At 35.2% G+C, this 17,887-nt stretch carries 15 protein-coding genes and 1 riboswitch; of the genes, 2 read left to right on the top strand and 13 right to left on the bottom strand.

Annotated features, from left to right (window positions below; genetic code table 11):
- Nucleotides 1-42 precede the first annotated feature (42 nt).
- Nucleotides 43-1,380: a carbohydrate ABC transporter substrate-binding protein gene (locus ACPWSR_RS11520; RefSeq protein ID WP_426348370.1), complete on the bottom strand. Its 1,338-nt coding sequence runs from the start codon at nucleotides 1,378-1,380 to the stop codon at nucleotides 43-45.
- Nucleotides 1,381-1,642: 262 nt separating this feature from the next.
- On the opposite strand from ACPWSR_RS11520, the gene ACPWSR_RS11515 reads away from it, so the two are divergent.
- The gene (locus tag ACPWSR_RS11515; protein WP_426348369.1) at nucleotides 1,643-2,497 is read left to right on the top strand and encodes an AraC family transcriptional regulator; all 855 of its coding nucleotides are present in this window, start codon (nucleotides 1,643-1,645) and stop codon (nucleotides 2,495-2,497) included.
- 61 nt (nucleotides 2,498-2,558) lie between these two features.
- Here ACPWSR_RS11515 and ACPWSR_RS11510 read toward each other — a convergent pair whose 3' ends face one another.
- The 11 genes from ACPWSR_RS11510 to ACPWSR_RS11460 form a co-directional block, all read right to left on the bottom strand.
- Nucleotides 2,559-4,670: a HelD family protein gene (locus ACPWSR_RS11510; protein WP_426348368.1), complete on the bottom strand. Its 2,112-nt coding sequence runs from the start codon at nucleotides 4,668-4,670 to the stop codon at nucleotides 2,559-2,561.
- A 51-nt stretch (nucleotides 4,671-4,721) separates the two neighbouring features.
- Nucleotides 4,722-6,647, bottom strand: a complete 1,926-nt coding sequence (gene ftsH / locus ACPWSR_RS11505; RefSeq protein WP_426348367.1) for an ATP-dependent zinc metalloprotease FtsH — start codon at nucleotides 6,645-6,647, stop codon at nucleotides 4,722-4,724.
- 41 nt (nucleotides 6,648-6,688) lie between these two features.
- Nucleotides 6,689-8,083: a dipeptidase PepV gene (pepV, locus tag ACPWSR_RS11500; RefSeq protein WP_426348366.1), complete on the bottom strand. Its 1,395-nt coding sequence runs from the start codon at nucleotides 8,081-8,083 to the stop codon at nucleotides 6,689-6,691.
- A gap of 36 nt (nucleotides 8,084-8,119) precedes the next feature.
- Nucleotides 8,120-8,671, bottom strand: coding sequence for a signal peptidase I (gene lepB, locus ACPWSR_RS11495; RefSeq protein ID WP_426348365.1), 552 nt, complete (start codon nucleotides 8,669-8,671; stop codon nucleotides 8,120-8,122).
- The gene (locus ACPWSR_RS11490; RefSeq protein WP_426348364.1) at nucleotides 8,661-8,900 is read right to left on the bottom strand and encodes a DUF3006 domain-containing protein; all 240 of its coding nucleotides are present in this window, start codon (nucleotides 8,898-8,900) and stop codon (nucleotides 8,661-8,663) included. The genes lepB and ACPWSR_RS11490 overlap by 11 nt, the downstream gene beginning before the upstream one ends.
- 127 nt (nucleotides 8,901-9,027) lie before the next feature.
- The gene (gene lysA / locus ACPWSR_RS11485) at nucleotides 9,028-10,314 is read right to left on the bottom strand and encodes a diaminopimelate decarboxylase (protein WP_426348363.1); all 1,287 of its coding nucleotides are present in this window, start codon (nucleotides 10,312-10,314) and stop codon (nucleotides 9,028-9,030) included.
- A gap of 144 nt (nucleotides 10,315-10,458) precedes the next feature.
- A riboswitch (Lysine riboswitch) is annotated at nucleotides 10,459-10,632 on the bottom strand.
- A 49-nt stretch (nucleotides 10,633-10,681) separates the two neighbouring features.
- Complete coding sequence (dapF, locus tag ACPWSR_RS11480; protein ID WP_426348362.1) at nucleotides 10,682-11,650, bottom strand: diaminopimelate epimerase; 969 nt, start codon at nucleotides 11,648-11,650, stop codon at nucleotides 10,682-10,684.
- A 15-nt stretch (nucleotides 11,651-11,665) separates the two neighbouring features.
- Nucleotides 11,666-12,715, bottom strand: a complete 1,050-nt coding sequence (locus ACPWSR_RS11475; protein ID WP_426348361.1) for an N-acetylmuramoyl-L-alanine amidase family protein — start codon at nucleotides 12,713-12,715, stop codon at nucleotides 11,666-11,668.
- Between the two features lie 54 nt (nucleotides 12,716-12,769).
- Complete coding sequence (locus tag ACPWSR_RS11470; protein WP_426348360.1) at nucleotides 12,770-13,750, bottom strand: NAD(P)-dependent oxidoreductase; 981 nt, start codon at nucleotides 13,748-13,750, stop codon at nucleotides 12,770-12,772.
- A gap of 154 nt (nucleotides 13,751-13,904) precedes the next feature.
- Nucleotides 13,905-15,374 carry a DUF4652 domain-containing protein gene (locus ACPWSR_RS11465; RefSeq protein WP_426348359.1) on the bottom strand — a complete coding sequence of 490 codons (1,470 nt, stop codon included), beginning with the start codon at nucleotides 15,372-15,374 and terminating at the stop codon, nucleotides 13,905-13,907.
- Nucleotides 15,371-15,937 carry an RNA polymerase sigma factor gene (locus tag ACPWSR_RS11460; protein WP_426348358.1) on the bottom strand — a complete coding sequence of 189 codons (567 nt, stop codon included), beginning with the start codon at nucleotides 15,935-15,937 and terminating at the stop codon, nucleotides 15,371-15,373. The genes ACPWSR_RS11465 and ACPWSR_RS11460 overlap by 4 nt, the downstream gene beginning before the upstream one ends.
- Nucleotides 15,938-16,110: 173 nt before the next feature.
- Here ACPWSR_RS11460 and ACPWSR_RS11455 point away from each other — a divergent pair, with 173 nt between their 5' ends.
- Complete coding sequence (locus tag ACPWSR_RS11455) at nucleotides 16,111-17,235, top strand: CapA family protein (protein ID WP_426348357.1); 1,125 nt, start codon at nucleotides 16,111-16,113, stop codon at nucleotides 17,233-17,235.
- 82 nt (nucleotides 17,236-17,317) lie between these two features.
- On the opposite strand, the gene ACPWSR_RS11450 is transcribed toward ACPWSR_RS11455, so the two are convergent.
- Nucleotides 17,318-17,884 carry a DUF3867 domain-containing protein gene (locus ACPWSR_RS11450; protein ID WP_426348356.1) on the bottom strand — a complete coding sequence of 189 codons (567 nt, stop codon included), beginning with the start codon at nucleotides 17,882-17,884 and terminating at the stop codon, nucleotides 17,318-17,320.
- Nucleotides 17,885-17,887 lie beyond the last annotated feature (3 nt).

Here is a 17,887-nt window from a genome sequence, read left to right as displayed (position 1 = left end):
AGCCACGATGGCTAATACCATCGTGACTAGTTAAATATCTTATTATTGTGCTGCACTTATAGCTTCTACAGCCTTTACTACTTCGTCATACCACTCTGAAACAGTCTTTGTACCATTAACAACAGAGTTTATTGTTCCAAAAAGGATTCCATCGGCACTAACTAGGTCAACACCTTCTACAGCAGTTACAGATGCAAAACCACCCATTGCAGCTTTAGCGCCATTATCATAAACAGAGTAATAAAGCTTGTTAGGATCGTCTTCTCCTATTAAGGAAGAAGCAGTGGTTATTGGCTGAACAGCTCCACCTAACTCATAGATGGTTTTTGCTGCTTCATCAGAATACATATAAGCCATAAATTCTTTAGCTAAGTCTTCATTGGCAGCACCAGAAGGGATAAACATCTGTTCAAAGAAGGTAAAGGAATAAGAATCTCCTTCTTCAGTTACCTTTGGTAATGCAGTAAAGCCCCATTCAAAGCCATCAGCTCTAGGTGCATCCTTCATTTCCCCTGGAAGCCAGGTTCCATTAGGAATAAATAAAGCCTTGTTATCTAATACTAGCTGTTGATTTTTAGTAAAGTCATTACCATTAGCCTGTGCTACAGTATTTTCATGAGTATACTTTGCAAGTTCTCCAACTATATCAAAAGCTTGTCTAACTTCATCGCTTTTCCATGCCTCTACATCATAGTTCATTAGCTTAGCAAAGGTTTCAGCCCCTGCTACTTCATTTAATAAAGCATAGAAAAAGGCATCAAAATATCCTGTAGTAGGATATGTAAATAAAGCTGAGCCTTCACTTTTAGCTTTTTCCCCTAAAGCAAACATCTCTTCAAAGGTTTCTGGGCTATCATAGCCAGCTTCTCCAAAAAGTGATGCATTATAGAATAAGCCACAAGGAGAGTAGAATAATGGAGCTAAGTAAGTTTTTCCATCACCATAAGGATTAGTTACCAATGTATCAGTAAAGCCTGGTATAATCTTTTCTCCTACAGTTACCTCTTCTCCCGGCACCTTCATATCTAATAGATCTGAAATATCAACTATTGCCTTCTCAGTAATAAGAGTATCAGTTAGTCCACCTTCTGAACCAACAGATAGATAAATTATATCTGGCACATCTCCAGATTGAATCTGAGGTCTTAAAATTTCAGCTATATTCTTTTCTAGGGTAAGCTCTACCTTAACCCCCTCATGATCTTCTTCAAAGGCTTTAGCCAGTGCATCCCAATGTTCTCTTCCATATCCACCATCTAATCCTGCAATCTTTAGAACCTTTTCATCATTACCAGCTGAACTATCATTATTATTTGCTCCGCATCCAACAACACCTACCATAAGTAGCGCTGATGTTACTAATGCCAATAACTTTTTCATATACTTCCCTCCACCACTATAATTTTTAGTATATCAATAAATTAATTATATATTGAGGTAAACGTTTTTAATATAAGTATGTTGCTTAGATTTTTATGTATATTGCTTTTTATATTTATAAAAACTAAAAATAACTAAAACTTGTGAAAGGGTAAAGTACTTATCACCCTCAAAAAAATATAAATATTGAAAATATTCTTATGTTTAGTTAAAATAAAATTGTTCTCTCTACAATTATTTCATTGAGAAGGGCAGTGATAAAGTGTCAAATATTACTTATGAATTTAGGAATGCTGACCTTCGTAAAATTAATACTAGTTTATTATATGTAAGCCATTCCATATATGAAGGTGATTGGTTTAGCGTTCTTCATTCACACCCATTTACAGAGCTATTTTACGTAGTAAAAGGAAGAGGACATTTTCAGATTAATAATAAAACCTTTGATGTTAAAGAAGATGACCTGGTTATAGTAAATGCTAATGTATCTCATACAGAGTATTCCATAGACTCAAACCCATTAGAATACATAGTACTGGGAATTGAGGGAATGGCAATCCTTCAAGATATTAAGGATGGAGATGATAGCTATGGTGAATATAGCATACTTAATTATAGAGGCTATAAGGATGAGGTACTCTTCTATTTAAAAAAACTATTAAAGGAAGCTAGAGAAAAGGACGAGCTGTACAAGGAGGTAACTCATAATCTATTACTTCTATTAATTATCAACATAGTGAGAAGAACCTCTACAAGGCTTGTAATTTCTTCAACAGAAAATATCAGCAAGGAGTGTGCATATATAAAAAATTATATAGATAATAACTATTCCTCTAATATCACTCTTGATTCCTTGTCTGAAATGACTCACATGAGCAGATTTTATTTGGTGCATATTTTTAGACGTTTCTTCAATGTTTCTCCTATCAGCTATTTGATTACAAAGCGCTTAAAGGAAGCGGCTCATCTCCTCGAGTCCACGGATTTATCTATAATGAATATATCTAGCTCTGTAGGCTTTACTAACCAATCTTATTTTTGTCAAATATTTAAGAAGAATTACAACATGTCACCTTCCTCTTATAGAAAACTAAATAAAATTAAGGCATCCTCATAAATAGGAAAAACATATAAAAAAATATATAGCAGAACCTAATAAAGGTTCTGCTATTATTCTTCTAATAACTGATTTCCGCAAGCTCATGGAGAGCCCTAGTGCACATAATATACCTAATATGGTCCGATGGAGAGGCTGAAATCTTATTTAACACTATTACACCATCAAACTCTAAGCCTTTGGCAAAATAAGAAGGAAGCATAACTACTCCACCTTGATATATGAATTCTTCTCTATCAATTACTGTAAGATGATAGTTTTCTTTAATCACCTTTTCAGCTTCTTTAATTTCACTAAGGGTAGGAGCAATAATAGCTATATTTTCAAGTCCCTTATCCTTATACTCCTTAATTATCTTCTCTACGGTAGATCCTAAGGCTTCCCCACCCTCTATAGCTAGCTCCTTCACAGAGCTACCATTTCTAACCATAGGAACTATTTTTTCTTCTTTTAAATATCTATTTGCATATTCCATTATCTCCACTGTGGACCTGTAGCTCTTATTTAAAGAAAACTCTTTAAGTGAAGCCTCAGAAAAAATTTCTTTTAAATTCTTCATAGCAGGGGCTGAGTCAACACCTATAAGCCTCTGATTATAATCTCCAACAATAGTGTAGGAGGTAGCTTTAGTAAGCTCCTTTATGAGCCTAAGCTGAAGACTTGTTAAGTCCTGAGCTTCATCTATAACCACATGCTTTATATTCTCTTTAAATTTTATATCCTTAAGCTTTAAATAAAAATATAAGATTGGAGCTAAATCGTCCTGAGTTAAGGGAAGATTGTTATTAAACTCATTATATATATCTACTATATCCTCAGGGTTAATCCACGAATTCAGGACATCTCTTTGGTGCATAACCTCACGGATTATTCCTCGGATTCTAAGTCTTCTATTAAATTCAATATTATTTTCTTCAATCTTAAGCTGTTCTGAAGTCAAGCTATTCTTATAGGCTTCTATCTCCAGCTTCAGCTTTCTTACTTCCTCATCTCTTTTATCCTTAAGCTTTGAAACAAGTATTCTTTTTATCTTTTCACTTCTTCTGAACAAGGGCATATAAGAGTAATGAACATTAAAGAGCTCTTTTACTTCCTTTAAGGAAACAATTTCTTCACCGGAAAAATATACTGATTCAGGCTTAAAGTAGCTCTCATTCATCTCTTCTAACTTCTTATCCAATTCTTCTAAATAGGCCTCACTATTCTTATAGGCGGCTCTCCTTAAAAAATCCTCATCCTTTTGAAGTATTCTCTCAGCATAATCCTTGAATGACATTACTTCAGAGATATTAAGTAGCTCTAATGCGAACCTATGGAAGGTGGTCTGCTTTACCCCAGTTTCTCCAAGGCTTGGAAGCACTGTGCCTATATACTCTAAAAATATATCATTAGGTCCTATAACAAGTACCCTGTCCTTCAAAATCTCTCTATAATTATACAGAAGATATGCAACTCTATGAAGGGCTACAGTAGTCTTACCGCTGCCAGCTACCCCGTTAACCACAACTGATATCTCTCTAGGCTGTCTTATTATATCATCCTGCTCCTTCTGAAGAGTCATGATTATATCCTTTAGCTTTTCCGAAGAATTAGAGCTTAGTACCAGCTGTAGAATATCATCCTTAACATCTATTTCTGAATCAAACATCCCAAGGAGCTTTGCTTTTTTAATAATATACTGTCGTCTGCCTTCAATTTCAACCTCTACGGGTCCTGAGGGTGAATTATACTCTGATTTCCCTATGCTTCCTTTATAAAAGAGAGAAGCTACAGGAGCTCTCCAGTCAACGATTTCTGGTTCATAGCTCCCCTCTGGAGTAACTCCAAATCGTCCTATATAGAGCTTTTCTTCTTCATTATATTCCTTATCCTCAAATACAATCCTTCCGAAATAAGGACTCTCCTTTAACGTAGTAAGCTCCTTTAATCTTCTATCGATAGTAGTGTAGGCTTCTTCTTTTACAAAGCGTTCGTGATCAAAGTATTCCGCTATCTTATCTTCATCATCCTTAAATTCTTCCAGTGCCTTTTTTCTATAATCCAGGATATACTGGCCTATATCCTTCCTTTTTGTAAGATAAACCAATATCTCATTATCTATTACCTGAAGAGTTAATTTAAGCTTTAACAGCTCTAAATCCATCTCTCTATCCTTATTTACGGATATATCCATATTCTACCTCCAACTGCATAAAAACCCGGATAAACCGGGGTTTTATGTAAATTATTCTTCTTTATTAGCTTCACTAGTGCTTTCATCAAAAGCTAGCTCAAGGCTTCCTCTTTTATGATATTCCCTAACCATTGACATAAACTCTTCACCAAGAAGGGTTTCTTTTTCTAGAAGCCTTTCAGAAATCTCATTTAAAAGAACTCTATTTTCTTCTAAAAGATCAATAGCCTTTTTATGACAGCCTTTTATTATGTTTAAGGTAACCTCATCAATCTTTGCGGAGGTTTCATCACTGCAGTTTCTTACAGGCCTTCCATCTAAATATCTATTGCTTACAGATTCTAGTGCCATCATATCAAATTCCTCTGACATTCCATATATGGTTACCATATTCCTTGCAGCTTGTGTGGCTCTTTCTATATCATTGGAGGCACCGGTAGATATGCTGTTAAACTCTACCTCCTCTGCTGCTCTTCCGCCAAACATAACAGTTATCTGATCCAGCATCTCTTCCTTAGAAACAAGATATTTATCTTCTTCTGGCAGCTGCATTGTGTAGCCTAAGGAACCCATGGTTCTTGGAACAATAGTTATCTTATGCACTGGGTCTGTATTCTTTAATAAGGCAGCTACCAGCGCATGACCTACCTCATGGAAGGCTACTGTTCTCTTTTCCTTAGGTGACATTATTCTGTCCTTCTTTTCCTTACCGGCAAGAATAACCTCTACAGATTCCTCTAAATCCTCTTGAACAACCATTTTACGCCCTTCTCTAACGGCTCTTAGGGCTGCTTCATTAATCATATTGGCAAGATCTGCTCCTACAGCACCAGGGGTAGCCCTGGCAATTGCTCCTAGATCCACGGAGTTATCCATCTTTACGCCCTTAGAATGAACCTTTAATATATCTTCTCTACCCTTTAAGTCAGGTCTATCTACTATAACTCTTCTATCAAAACGTCCTGGTCTTAGTAATGCTTTGTCTAAAACCTCTGGTCTGTTAGTAGCTCCTAAAATAACCACTGCTTTAGTGGCATCAAAGCCATCCATCTCTGAAAGGAGCTGATTTAAGGTTTGCTCTCTTTCATCATTGGAGCTTATAGCATTATCTCTGCTCTTACCGATGGCATCTATTTCATCAATAAATACTATACAAGGGGACTTTTCCTCAGCCTGCTTGAATAAATCTCTCACTCTTGCAGCTCCCATACCTACAAACATCTCAACAAAATCTGAGCCAGATAGAGAGAAGAATGGAACATGTGCTTCTCCTGCCACAGCTTTAGCTAATAAGGTTTTACCAGTTCCAGGAGGACCAACGAGGAGTGCTCCCTTAGGAAGCTTTGCACCAATGTCTGTATATCTTTTAGGATCATGGAGAAAATCAACTATTTCTCTTAAGGATTCCTTAGCTTCCTCCTGTCCTGCTACATCCTTGAAGGTAATACCTGTTTCACTTTCTGCATAGAGCTTTGCAGTGTTTTTTCCAAAGGACATCACTCCTCCTCCACCCATCTTCTTACCCATTCGTCCAAACATAATTCTTCCAAGGAAAAAGAAAATTAATAAGGGTACTGCATAAGCCAAAAGAATTTCGAGAATGAAGGAATTATTAGCATCAGGGCCAGAATATTTTACATCAGCCGCATCAAGCCTATCCACGAGTTTTTCATCACCAATATAGGCGGTATAGAGAGTCTTATTTCCATACTCCGAGCCTTCCTTTGGAGTTATCACCAACCTATCGCTGGAAATTTTAACCTCTTCTATTTTATTGCTATTTAATAGAGCCAAAAATTCGTCATATCTAATTTTTTCTGTATACATGGACTCTCTAACGTTATTAAAAATCAAGAGTATCACTAATACAATACCTACATAAATAAGATTAAACTTCCATTTATTCTTATTTTGATCGTCATTATTTTTTTTGTTATTGCTGTTTTTATTATTATTTTTGTTGATATTATTGTTCATATATCCCGATATTAACCGGTTATGTTCACTCCCTTCTCAGGCTATTTAGCTAACTGATAAATTGCCTCACCATATATTTTTGCACATTTTACTAGCTTATCTATTTCAATATATTCATTTACCTGATGGATAACATCAGGGTCACCAGGAAACATTGGTCCAAAGGCCACTATATTATTCATGGTTTTTGCATAGGTGCCTCCACCAATAGCTAAAGGCTCTTCCTTCGCTCCTGTATGCTTCTCATAAACCTTTTGAAGGGTTTCCACTAAAAAATGATTCTTAGGATAGTATAATGGTTTATCCTCAATGAGATTTTTCATCTCTATATTATTCTCAAAAAGCTTAAGCTCAAGAGGCTTTAATACATCCTCCAAACTGTAGGTTACAGGATAGCGAATATTGATAGTAAGCGCCGCTTCATTACCACTATAATTAATTATACCCACATTAAAGATTAATTTTCCAGAAACCTCATCCTCTAATCCAATATTTAAGGATTCTCCATGAAGCTCTGTACCGATAAACTTGTTAGCAAAGGAAATGAAGCTCCCTATATCTGTATCTTCTAAAGGAAGAGTACCTAAAAAGCCCAAAAGCTGCATTACTGCATTTTTTCCTGCTTCAGGAGTACTTCCATGGGCAGATATCCCATAGGACTGTAAAATTACCTCTCCAGCATTCCGTGTATATTTTATATCACAGGGATTATCGTATTTATATTCACTGAGATAGGATATTACATTAGCTGGATCATCAGTGGTAATCTTTGCTTCGCAGTAATCAGGGACTACATTAGCCCTGCTTCCTCCTTTTATGCTATCCACTCTTATACTTCTCTTACTGTTTGATTCTATAGTCTTTGCTAAGTCAAATACCATGAAGCCCTTCTCAGCATGAATTACAGGGAAGTCTGCATCAGGAGTAAAGCCAGCTACAGGAGGCTTTTCCCTTTCATTATAATAGCTCATTTCCCCACTGCCGCTCTCCTCATTAGTACCAAAAATTACTCTAACCCTTTTAGATAGAGTAAGACCAGCATCAACTACAGCCTTCAAGCCATATAAAGCAGCCATTATTGGGCCCTTATCATCTAATGCACCTCTAGCATAGAGCTTACCTTCATGAATCTCAGCTCCATAAGGAGGATAAAGCCAGCCATCTCCTTCAGGTACCACGTCTAAATGTCCTAGGACAGCTACATAATCCTCTCCGGTGCCATATTCAGCATAGCCTAAATAACCGTCTAAGTTTACTGTTTTAAAGCCAAGACTCTCTGCTATATGTAGAGCTTCTTCTAAAGCTTCATTTACCTTTTCACCAAAGGGCATTCCTAGAATAGGCTTATCCTCTAGGCTTCTAATCCTTAAAAGCCTTTGAGTGCTTTCAATAAGCTCCTCCTGTAACAGCTCTACCTTATCGTCAATTTCCTTCATATTATTACCTCCTAATTTCCTGTCTCTCTTAAATGTCTATTCTATAAAGCCTATTTTATTGAAAGGATATATTCTAATTTGAGCCTTACCTTCTATGGCATCCCCATCTATATAAGGATCATCCCAGTATCTGCTATCATTAGAATTTGCCCTGTTGTCTCCTAAAAACAAGTATTTTCCCTCAGGCACCTGAAAGTGTCTGCTAATATTTTGATTATAAATCACATAATCCTCTTCTATTAACTCACCATTTACCATAAGAGCTCCATCGGATATTTCCACCTTATCTCCTGGAAGTCCAATAACCCTCTTTATTAATAGCTGGTTAAGCTCCTCCGAGTCAAATACTAAAATATCTCCTCTTTCAATTTTGTCAGTATTATAAACTCTAGTAACAAAAAGCTGATCTCCTTTATCTAAGGTAGGATACATAGATAGTGATGGTATATACACCTTAAATAAAACAAATTTATTAATTATACCTGCTATGATAAGAGCAGCTACAATAGGTATTACCCAGTCAAAGATTAACTGCTTAACAGCGCTTTTTTCCTCAGACTTTCTTTTTCTTCCTCGATTAAATCTCATCTTCCACCCACATACCTTTCACTAAAGCCTCTATTTCCCTTTTTCTCTTCTTAGTGGAAGCCTCATCTACTTGATACTTCTCTCCTTTTAAAATTAATATATCTCCTTCCTTTACCTGACCTTCAATCTGCATTCTATCAACATTTATTATATTTCCTTGTAAGTCCTCACAAACTACTACGAGCTCTTCTTCTATTCTATCAACTATGAGCTCTTTCTTATATTCCATCTTCCTTCTCCTTTAATTGTAATAATATAATTAGTATACCATATTATGAATGAAATTAAATATTTGATTGATTAAGATATGGTAAATATTAAGAGCCTCCGAAAATGGAAGCCCTTAAGTTATTATGTCATCTTATTTCATTTTTAATTATATCCTCATAGCTCTCTCTTTTACATATAAGCCTTTCCCTATCTTCGCTAACCATAACCACAGCAGCCTTTGGTATCTTATTATAATTGCTGCTCATTGAATAGCAGTAGGCTCCCGTAGACATAACTGCTAATATATCGCCACTTACCACCTGTGGTATCGATGCATTTTTTATTAATATATCTCCAGATTCACAGCATTTTCCGGAAATAGTTACACTTTCACTACAGCTCTGAAGCATCCTGTTTGCCACTAAGCAACCATAGTCAGCACTATAAAGAGCAGGTCTTATATTATCAGTCATTCCACCATCTACGGCAACATATTTATTTATATCAGGAATCTCCTTTATGGATCCTATGGTATATAAGGTTATACCTGCATTTCCTACTATGGATCTTCCTGGTTCTATAATTAATATTGGCACTTTAATATCATTCTTAATGCACTCAAGCTCTACGGCTTTTCTTATAGCACTGCAATATTCTTCTGGGGTTTTAGGTAAATCACCTTCATTATAATATATCCCAAAGCCCCCTCCTAAATCTAATTCTTCTAAGCTATAACCAGTGTTATCTGTTATTTCCTTCATAAAACCTACCATGATATCTGCGGCTTCCTCATAGGGCTCAGTTTCAAATATTTGAGATCCTATGTGGCAGTGAAGACCCATGAGCTGTATATTGGGAAGCTCTATAGCCTTTTTAACTATATTGATTAAATTATCACCGAGAGAAGCAATTCCGAATTTTGAATCTAGCTGTCCAGTTTTTATATATTCATGGGTATGAGCTTCAATCCCTGGAGTAACTCTTAAGAGAACCTTTTGGACTCTTCCATACATACCAGCAACTCTATTGACATTTTCAAGCTCAAGGTCATTATCTATAACAAATCTTCCAACCCCTGTTTTAATTCCTAAATTTATCTCCTCAAGAGTTTTATTATTACCATGAAAATAAACCTTATCCATAGGAAAATCAGCCTTATAAGCCGTATAAAGCTCTCCACCAGAAACTACATCCAGCCATAGGCCTTCCTCATGGATAAGCTCGCACATGGCAAGGGTTAAGAAAGCTTTTCCCGCATAGGCAACTCTGTTATTAGCCCCCATAGAATTTACATAAGCTCTGCAGGTGCTTCTTATAAGCTCCTCATCCATAACGTACAGAGGAGTGCCATATTTCTTAACGAGATTAGTAACCTTTTTGCCTCCTATAGTCAAACAATTATCCCTTACATTCATCGAACCAAACAGCTTCATTTTTGTACCTCCAATACTTTAGTATAAAGAAAAACCCGCCTATTAAGCGAGTAGAGTCATGAGTATGTAGGCACACTTCCTTACCACTAAAATAAATAGTCAGAAGAGGAACACCTCTAATGCATATCTATATGATGACCTTGTGCACCTTGTAGCTCTCCACAGAAATATGTCTGTGACAGTTATACATATATTATATGTATACCCAGGCAAGCCATCCTGCTGATGGCTTACCTTCGGCTGTAATTCCTTTCCTCACTCCTCACCGTCTGCCGACTAAGAGCAAATACTGATAATAACAGCACCTCTACCCTGGTTTTATATTTTTTATATTATATCACACTAAATTCGGAAAATATACACCATTTCAACTTATATATTCTCTTCTAATTTCTTGAAGAAAAGCTTCATAAGCCTCTCCTTCCTCGAAATAGCTATTTTTAGGCTCTATTAACTCAAAAGCCCCACTATCGTAAGTAATGGTTGTACTATAGATATATGTGGCATTTCCTGAAAAGTTCACTAAGAATTTATCCTCCAGGTTTCCTCTAACAATGCAGTTGATCATCCCACCCTGATTCACAACCTTAAGCTTCTTATTTTTATATTCAGAGTTGTATAGAGAGGTTATTACGGAAGAAGCTATCATACCGGTACCACAAGAAGGAGTAAGCCCTACTCCTCTTTCATAGGTTCTCACAAAAATACTATCCTCGGATAAGAGCTTTACGAAATTAACATTGGTTCCTTTAGGAAGTAGTTCTTTATTAAAATTAGCCTCAACACCAACCTCTGTAAGGTCGCTATCTCTTATCTCTTCTGTTATTGCAACTAGATGAGGGTTAGTGATGCTAACTGCAGAAAAGCTATATTTTTCTGAAAGCTGTGGCACCATTTTAAAAAGCATGGTCTCCTCTGGATAATTTAGCGGTAAGGCTGAGGGCTCAAAGGTAATAGTGTCTACAGGTACCTCTACAGTATATATTCCCTTGCCTATATCTTCTACTTTCTTTACCTGATAAAGAGCTTTCATGGTGGCTATATTAACCTCATCCTTGCCTAGCTTTTCCATAAGATATCTACCAATGAGCCTTAAGCCATTTCCGCACATCTCCGCCTCTGAGCCATCGGAATTAAAAATCCTCATTCTACCATCAGCTTCTTTACCTTCTAAGACATATAGTATCCCATCAGCACCTAAGGGTGATAGCTTATCACAAAGGCAAATAGCTATTTTACCTCTATCTTCTTCTGTAAGGCTAAGCTTATTTAGTGCTTCGTCTATTATATAAAATTCGTTTCCTGATCCATGTCCTTTAATTAGTTTTATATTCACTGTTGCTACCTCCAACTAATTATTTGCTTCCAAATATTCTATTATACCCTTATTAATATTTTCTGCAAGATTCATTAAAGTATTATCATCACTCAGCCTTCTTCTATCGCCGGGGTTAGACATGAAGCCGCACTCTACCAGTACAGAAGGCATAGTAGTATCTCTTATTACTTCAAAGCTTTCCTCCTTTACCCCCATGTCCTTCCAACCATCTGAGGTTATAATATGCTTTTGGATGGTTTCTGCTAATAAAATTCTATCTTTTGCTTGTGACTCATGGCCCTTTGTGTAATAGTAGGTGCTCAATCCATTGGGTTCCTCTGATTTATCAAAGGAATTAATATGTATTGATACAAAGGCATCAGACTTAGAGGCGTTAGCAGTCTTTGTGATGGCATCAAGCCACTGTACATCATTAAGAAGTACATGATCATCCTCTCTTGTCATTATTACCCTTTTACCTTCATATATAAGTCCCATTTTCATATATAGTGCAATTTTTAGATTTACATTTTTTTCATATAAATCTCCATAGTTTGCTCCAACATCAGCTCCACCATGGCCAGGATCTAGAGTCACAGTATGGTCATAGGGGTTGTCCCTCTTAGCTGCAAGAATAATTAATTCTCTGCTGTCTAGAGGATTTAAATAGACAAAGTTATCCTTGTAGGAGGTTGGTATAACAACCGTAAGTTTTTTACCATTTGTAGAAATATCTACATCCTCATTAAAGCCATAGTGGATACCTTCCTTTAAAGAAGTATCCTTAAGCTTTCCATAAACAATGACTCGATAACCGGTGGAAAAGGTTTGTCCATCAATATCACCAGCTTCTTCTGCAAGCTTTATAGTATATTTTTCAAAATAAGAATTTTCTTCTATAGTTATATCCTTTTTAAAATCCTTTGATTTAAGCTTTGCAGAAGAAATAATTAATAGCTCAGAGCTGCCGTTCACAAATTCCTTAGAAAATAAGGTAGAAATTATAGCTAAGGTACCTGATAAGAAAAAAATCATAGTTAACAATTTTAATATTTTTCTTTTGGCTTTCTTTTTAATTCTCATGCTTCCCCCATTAAATTCAGCTTAAGGTTATTTAAGCTTTTAATTAATAATTTATCAATAGCCTTTGTTAAAGTCTACGATATTAGATAGAACTTCCTGTGGATTATTCACCTTCCCCTTTGTCAGTTCTATAAAGCCTTTAAGATTTTTATACAAAAGCTCTCCTCTTCTTAAATATCCATTTTGGCTTACCCAAGAGCTGTGAGGAGTTATAAAAACATTGTTTAATTTCCATAAAGGATTTTCTTTAGGAAGTGGTTCTTTTTCAAACACATCTAAGGCTGCCCCCTTAAGCCTTCCCTGCTCCAAAACCTTTACAAGCTCTTCCTCCACTACAGTCTTTCCTCTTGCTACATTAATAAAATAAGCCTCTTGCTTCATTGCTTCAAAAATTTCCTTGTTAATTATCCTATCTGTGCTCTCTGTATAAGGGAGAACATTAACAACGAAATCACCTAAGGCAACAGCACTTTTAAGGTCTTTAATACTGTAGCATTCATCGAAGTAAGGAACCTTTCTTCCATCAGTATTTACACCAAGCACATCTATTTGGAAGGGTTTTAACCTCTTTGCTGCTTCCTGAGCTATACTTCCCGTGCCTATGAGCACTGCCTTTTTCCCATAAAGCTCTATGACATCATAGGAGGGTTCCCATCTTCGTTCTCTCTTTTTTTCCATATATCCAGGAATTTGACGAGACAAAAGGAGCATATTCATAACAATCCATTCTCCTATAGGAATACTATAGCCGCCTTTATTGTTGGTTAAAATGATATTCTTCTCCTTTATATAGTCCGATGCTTCCTGAGATATTTGATCAACTCCAACGGAATATAGCTGAATCCATTTTAGTTTTTTAAACTTTCTTATGTCAATTTTATTAAAAATATTATAGCACATTATTATTTCTATATCTTCCATATAAGGCTTAAAAGCTATATCCTTTTCTTTCTCACAGTAGAATTCATAGCCTAAATCAATAAGCTCCTGCTTTTTATCACCATAGGAATCCTTATAGGTTTCTAATACCTTCATCTTATTTCCTCCTATAATATTATTTCATTACCATAAAGCAAATAAAACTTTATGGTAAATCTTATTATATTATAACCTAGGCAATTAATTCATATATTAACATAATGTAAAAATCCATGGATAACCATGGATTTTATCACAAAAATAATTATAGTTATGAGCTTGGTACAATAAAAATATCAGCTATCTTATAATGCTCTCCACTACTTGGCTTTACTATGGTTACTGCTTGATAATTTATACCTTCCTTTAATGGACCATCATAATTCTTTAAAAGCTTATAATCTATTTCCATCAGGTAGGTTGCTACATCATCTATGCCATAATCGGTTTTCAATATTTCATCGTAAAAATTATTTATCCTTCTAAGGCTAAGAAGCTTACTATTCTCAATATTACTAATGTCTCCCATATCTTCGAGGTTATAGCTGTTAAATTCCATAAGGAAGGCTTCCTCAGCCTTCTCCGCTTCCTTACTATTGAAGAGAGAAACAAGGTCTATGAGAGCTTCATCAGTAGAATGAATATTTTCATCAGTGACCTCATCAAGGAGCAGAGCCGTTTCTTCAACGGTTCCAGTAGTTTTATTATTATCAAGATATTTCATGAGGTATACATCAAGAAACTCATCTTTCATTTCAATAACTGCAGCTTCTTCACCAATTTCTTCATGTGATTTATAAATGAGAGCTGATTTTCCTGTATCTGTATCTAGAAGATATATATCTCCTCCTCTTACAAGGGTGCCATAAGCCAACCCAACTATAACCATAAGCTTTCCATCATTGGTCCACTCTATATAGGTAGGTGTATATTGATTATTTTCTGAGCTCAAGGTTATATTTACCAATCCCTTGGTCTTATTATTCTTTACTACGATAACTGAAGGCCCCTCTTCTCTAACTCCCTCTAAAATATTTTCCTTATTGAGCATTTCTCCCTTTCCATCTAACAATGCACTATAATTCTTGTCTGAAGTGACCTTCCAGGAGGAGGGATTAGTATATGGCTCATTTTCCATTCTCTTATTCACGTTAAATTTCACTTCACTACGGGTGTTTTTATAGGGCTCTGAAGCGGTCCTTAGTTTTTCTATAAACTCCTCATAGCTGCTTGTTGCAGTCTCAGTGACGTCAGCCTTGTATTGTACATCCATCTCAACATTATCGCTTATAGGAATATCAGGAATATCCTTGTTGTCTGCTGTTTCTTTTACATCACCCATGGCTCCTGCAGAGGATTTAACTGAATCACCACCACTTATTGGTAGATGGAAATTTAAAGCATTGCTATTTAAAATAAAAAGTAGAAAGGAAGCTGCCATTAGCGCTGCTGATAATCTCATCTTATTTTTAGCTAATGAAAATTTCAGCTTATTAATTGGGCTCTTAGAATACCGTTTCTTGTCTATATTATTTATTATTTCTCCTCGAGAGCTTCTAAAGCTTATAGTTTCTTCCTCTAAGGCCGATTTAAACAGCTTATCTATATAGAGTTCCTCATTATAGCTTTCTCTACATTCACTGCAGCTTTTTAAATGGTCATCCATAGCTTCACTAACCTCCAAAAAGAGCTCATTGTTTATATATTCATTTATATACTTTCTAAAGGTATTACAATTCATTTTCTAACCACCTTCCCCTTCCCGTCAATGGCTTTGTCTTTAAAGGCTTTAAACTTATCTCTTGCTTTATAGTATCTCCTTTTAACTGATGACTCACTAAGCTCTAATATTTCTGCTATATCCTGAAAGGTTTTATCTTGAGAATATCTAAGGAGCAGAATCTGCCTATCCACTTCATTTAAAGAATTAATAAATACCATAATAAGCTGTTTAGTTTCACTAAACTCCGCCTCTTCCTCAGGAGAAGGAGCTGAGGATTTGAGCTCGTAAACCTCATCAATGTTCGCCTCATGGACTCTTTTATATTTTCTTATGTAATCTATACATTTATTTTTTGCAATTTGTATGAGCCAATTTGAAAATTTATACTTAGTATCAAAGGTATATAATTTATTATAGACGGTTATAAATACCTCTTGAGTAATATCTTCTGCCGCTTCCCTGTTTTTCAATATTGAATAAACATATTTTAATATCATAAGCTCATACTTATTTACTATAATATTAAAGCTATCAATGTTACCTTTTAGAACTTCTCTAATGAGCTTTATATCCTCCTGCATATCTACTCTCCTCTGTAGTCAATATGGTATTTATTTTGAAACTCATAATATATACGTAAAAAATAACAATAGTGTCACTTTTATTTTAACATGATATTATTCCACAATTAATTAATTGTAAATTATTCGTGACTAGTTTACAATTAAGCTATAAATAAAGGATGGTGAAATAAGTGCTAGAAAAATTTTTTAAAAAAAATCAACTGTTATTGTCTATTTTACTAATAATAGTATTGGCTGGATGCGCCTACCTAGACAATAATGATGAGAATATATCTATTCCTCCTACAAAGAAGGAAGAGGAAACAAAAGAAGATGACCTTATAAAAGAAGAGGAGAAGACAATTGTAGAAACAGAGATTTTATTGACCTTCTCTGGAGATTCTACCCTAGGTACAGATAAGAAATTTAACCAAGCTACCTCCCTACCTGCTATGCTTAAAGAGCAAAATAATGATTACTCATACTTTTATAAAAATGTTAAGCCTATATTTGAAGCTGATGATTTTACAGTTACAAATCTAGAGGGTCCTCTCACAACTCACAATATAGAAAACACAAATAAACAATTTAATTTCAAGGGCGATCCTGAGCTTGCTAGAGCTCTTGTAGAGGGTAGTATAGAAGGGGTAACATTATCAAACAATCACACCTATGACTATGGTGAAAAAGGTGTAGAGGATACTTTAGCAGCCTTAACCAAATACGATATAAATTATTTTGGAGCTGGCTATAAATATATAACAGAGCTAAAGGGTATAAAGTTCGGTTTCCTGGGCTATTCTATCTGGGGTGAGGGAGAGGAGCAAAAAGCTGCTATCAAGGCTGATATAGAAGAGCTGAAGGCACAGGGGGCCATAGTTATAATAAATGCTCACTGGGGAATAGAAAGAGACTACAGACCTTCTACCATCCAGATAAACATGGCTCATTATATGATTGATAATGGTGCCGATTTAATAATTGGACACCATCCTCATGTAGTTCAAAGCATAGAAAAATATAATGATAAGTTTATCTTCTACTCCCTTGGAAACTTTGCCTTTGGGGGCAACAGTAATCCATCAGATAAAGACACAATGATAGTTCAAGTTCAATATAAATTTGAAAATGATCAAAAAGTCGCAGAGGGTATAAAGGTAATTCCAACAAAAATTTCCTCCGTAGACTATAAGAACGATTATCGTCCTACTCCTGCTGAAGGGGCAGAGAAGGATAGAATATTTAAGAAAATTAATGACTTAAATATGAACTTAGACTTTATATTTGGTGATGAGTTTCATTATAATTACCAATAAAATTATAAATTAAAAATACTATTAGCCTAGATATGAAAATATATGCTGAAAGCAAATATAACATATCTAGGCTAAATTATTATCAGTATACATATATAGAGGTATTCTCACAAAGGGTTATTTTTAAGGATTTATCATCAATAACCTTTTTATAGGAGACTAAAAACTCGTTAAGCTCTACGTCCTTAAGATCTATCCTACCTGTACTTTTTATTATCACTTCATCCTCTGATAAATACATCTCTACATCATTAAGAGAATTTTTTATATTGTACACAGTGTATGGCTTAGCCGTAAGCTTACCTTTATATTTATCATGAAAGCTTAAAGTTTTTCTGATGGTTTCATAGTTATCTCCATTATTGATTCCTAAGGCTTTAAAATCATAGCCTGCATCCTTCATTTGCTTACTCATACTATCTATATCATAACCATACCTATCTAAAAGCTTCTTCTGTATATTATAAAATTTTTCTTCTGAAATATCATTGCTGTGCATATACTCCTGTATCTTTCTCGCTAAATCCCCCATGGATATTTCCCCTCTGGACATTGAATAATACAGACTGTATATATACTCTTCAAATTTATCTACATCTTTATCTTTAGCTTTATTCTTTAGCTCATTAAAATCAATAATATCGCTCATGGA

The organism is Alloiococcus sp. CFN-8, from assembly GCF_049943125.1.
Taxonomy (GTDB): domain Bacteria; phylum Bacillota; class Clostridia; order Clostridiales; family Clostridiaceae; genus JAEXZL01.
The sequence above is the reverse complement of the archived record's forward strand: the minus strand, read 5'-3'. Positions and strand labels throughout refer to the sequence as shown.

What these genes read in the sequence shown, in the direction of transcription:
- ACPWSR_RS11520 (WP_426348370.1), bottom strand. Translation starts at nt 1,380, where the DNA reads ATGAAAAAGTTATTGGCATTAGTAACATCAGCGCTACTTATGGTAGGT.
- ACPWSR_RS11510 (WP_426348368.1), bottom strand. Translation starts at nt 4,670, where the DNA reads ATGGATATATCCGTAAATAAGGATAGAGAGATGGATTTAGAGCTGTTA.
- ftsH (WP_426348367.1), bottom strand. Translation starts at nt 6,647, where the DNA reads ATGAACAATAATATCAACAAAAATAATAATAAAAACAGCAATAACAAA.
- pepV (WP_426348366.1), bottom strand. Translation starts at nt 8,083, where the DNA reads ATGAAGGAAATTGACGATAAGGTAGAGCTGTTACAGGAGGAGCTTATT.
- lepB (WP_426348365.1), bottom strand. Translation starts at nt 8,671, where the DNA reads ATGAGATTTAATCGAGGAAGAAAAAGAAAGTCTGAGGAAAAAAGCGCT.
- ACPWSR_RS11490 (WP_426348364.1), bottom strand. Translation starts at nt 8,900, where the DNA reads ATGGAATATAAGAAAGAGCTCATAGTTGATAGAATAGAAGAAGAGCTC.
- lysA (WP_426348363.1), bottom strand. Translation starts at nt 10,314, where the DNA reads ATGAAGCTGTTTGGTTCGATGAATGTAAGGGATAATTGTTTGACTATA.
- ACPWSR_RS11475 (WP_426348361.1), bottom strand. Translation starts at nt 12,715, where the DNA reads ATGAGAATTAAAAAGAAAGCCAAAAGAAAAATATTAAAATTGTTAACT.
- ACPWSR_RS11470 (WP_426348360.1), bottom strand. Translation starts at nt 13,750, where the DNA reads ATGAAGGTATTAGAAACCTATAAGGATTCCTATGGTGATAAAAAGCAG.
- ACPWSR_RS11465 (WP_426348359.1), bottom strand. Translation starts at nt 15,374, where the DNA reads ATGAATTGTAATACCTTTAGAAAGTATATAAATGAATATATAAACAAT.
- ACPWSR_RS11460 (WP_426348358.1), bottom strand. Translation starts at nt 15,937, where the DNA reads ATGCAGGAGGATATAAAGCTCATTAGAGAAGTTCTAAAAGGTAACATT.
- ACPWSR_RS11450 (WP_426348356.1), bottom strand. Translation starts at nt 17,884, where the DNA reads ATGAGCGATATTATTGATTTTAATGAGCTAAAGAATAAAGCTAAAGAT.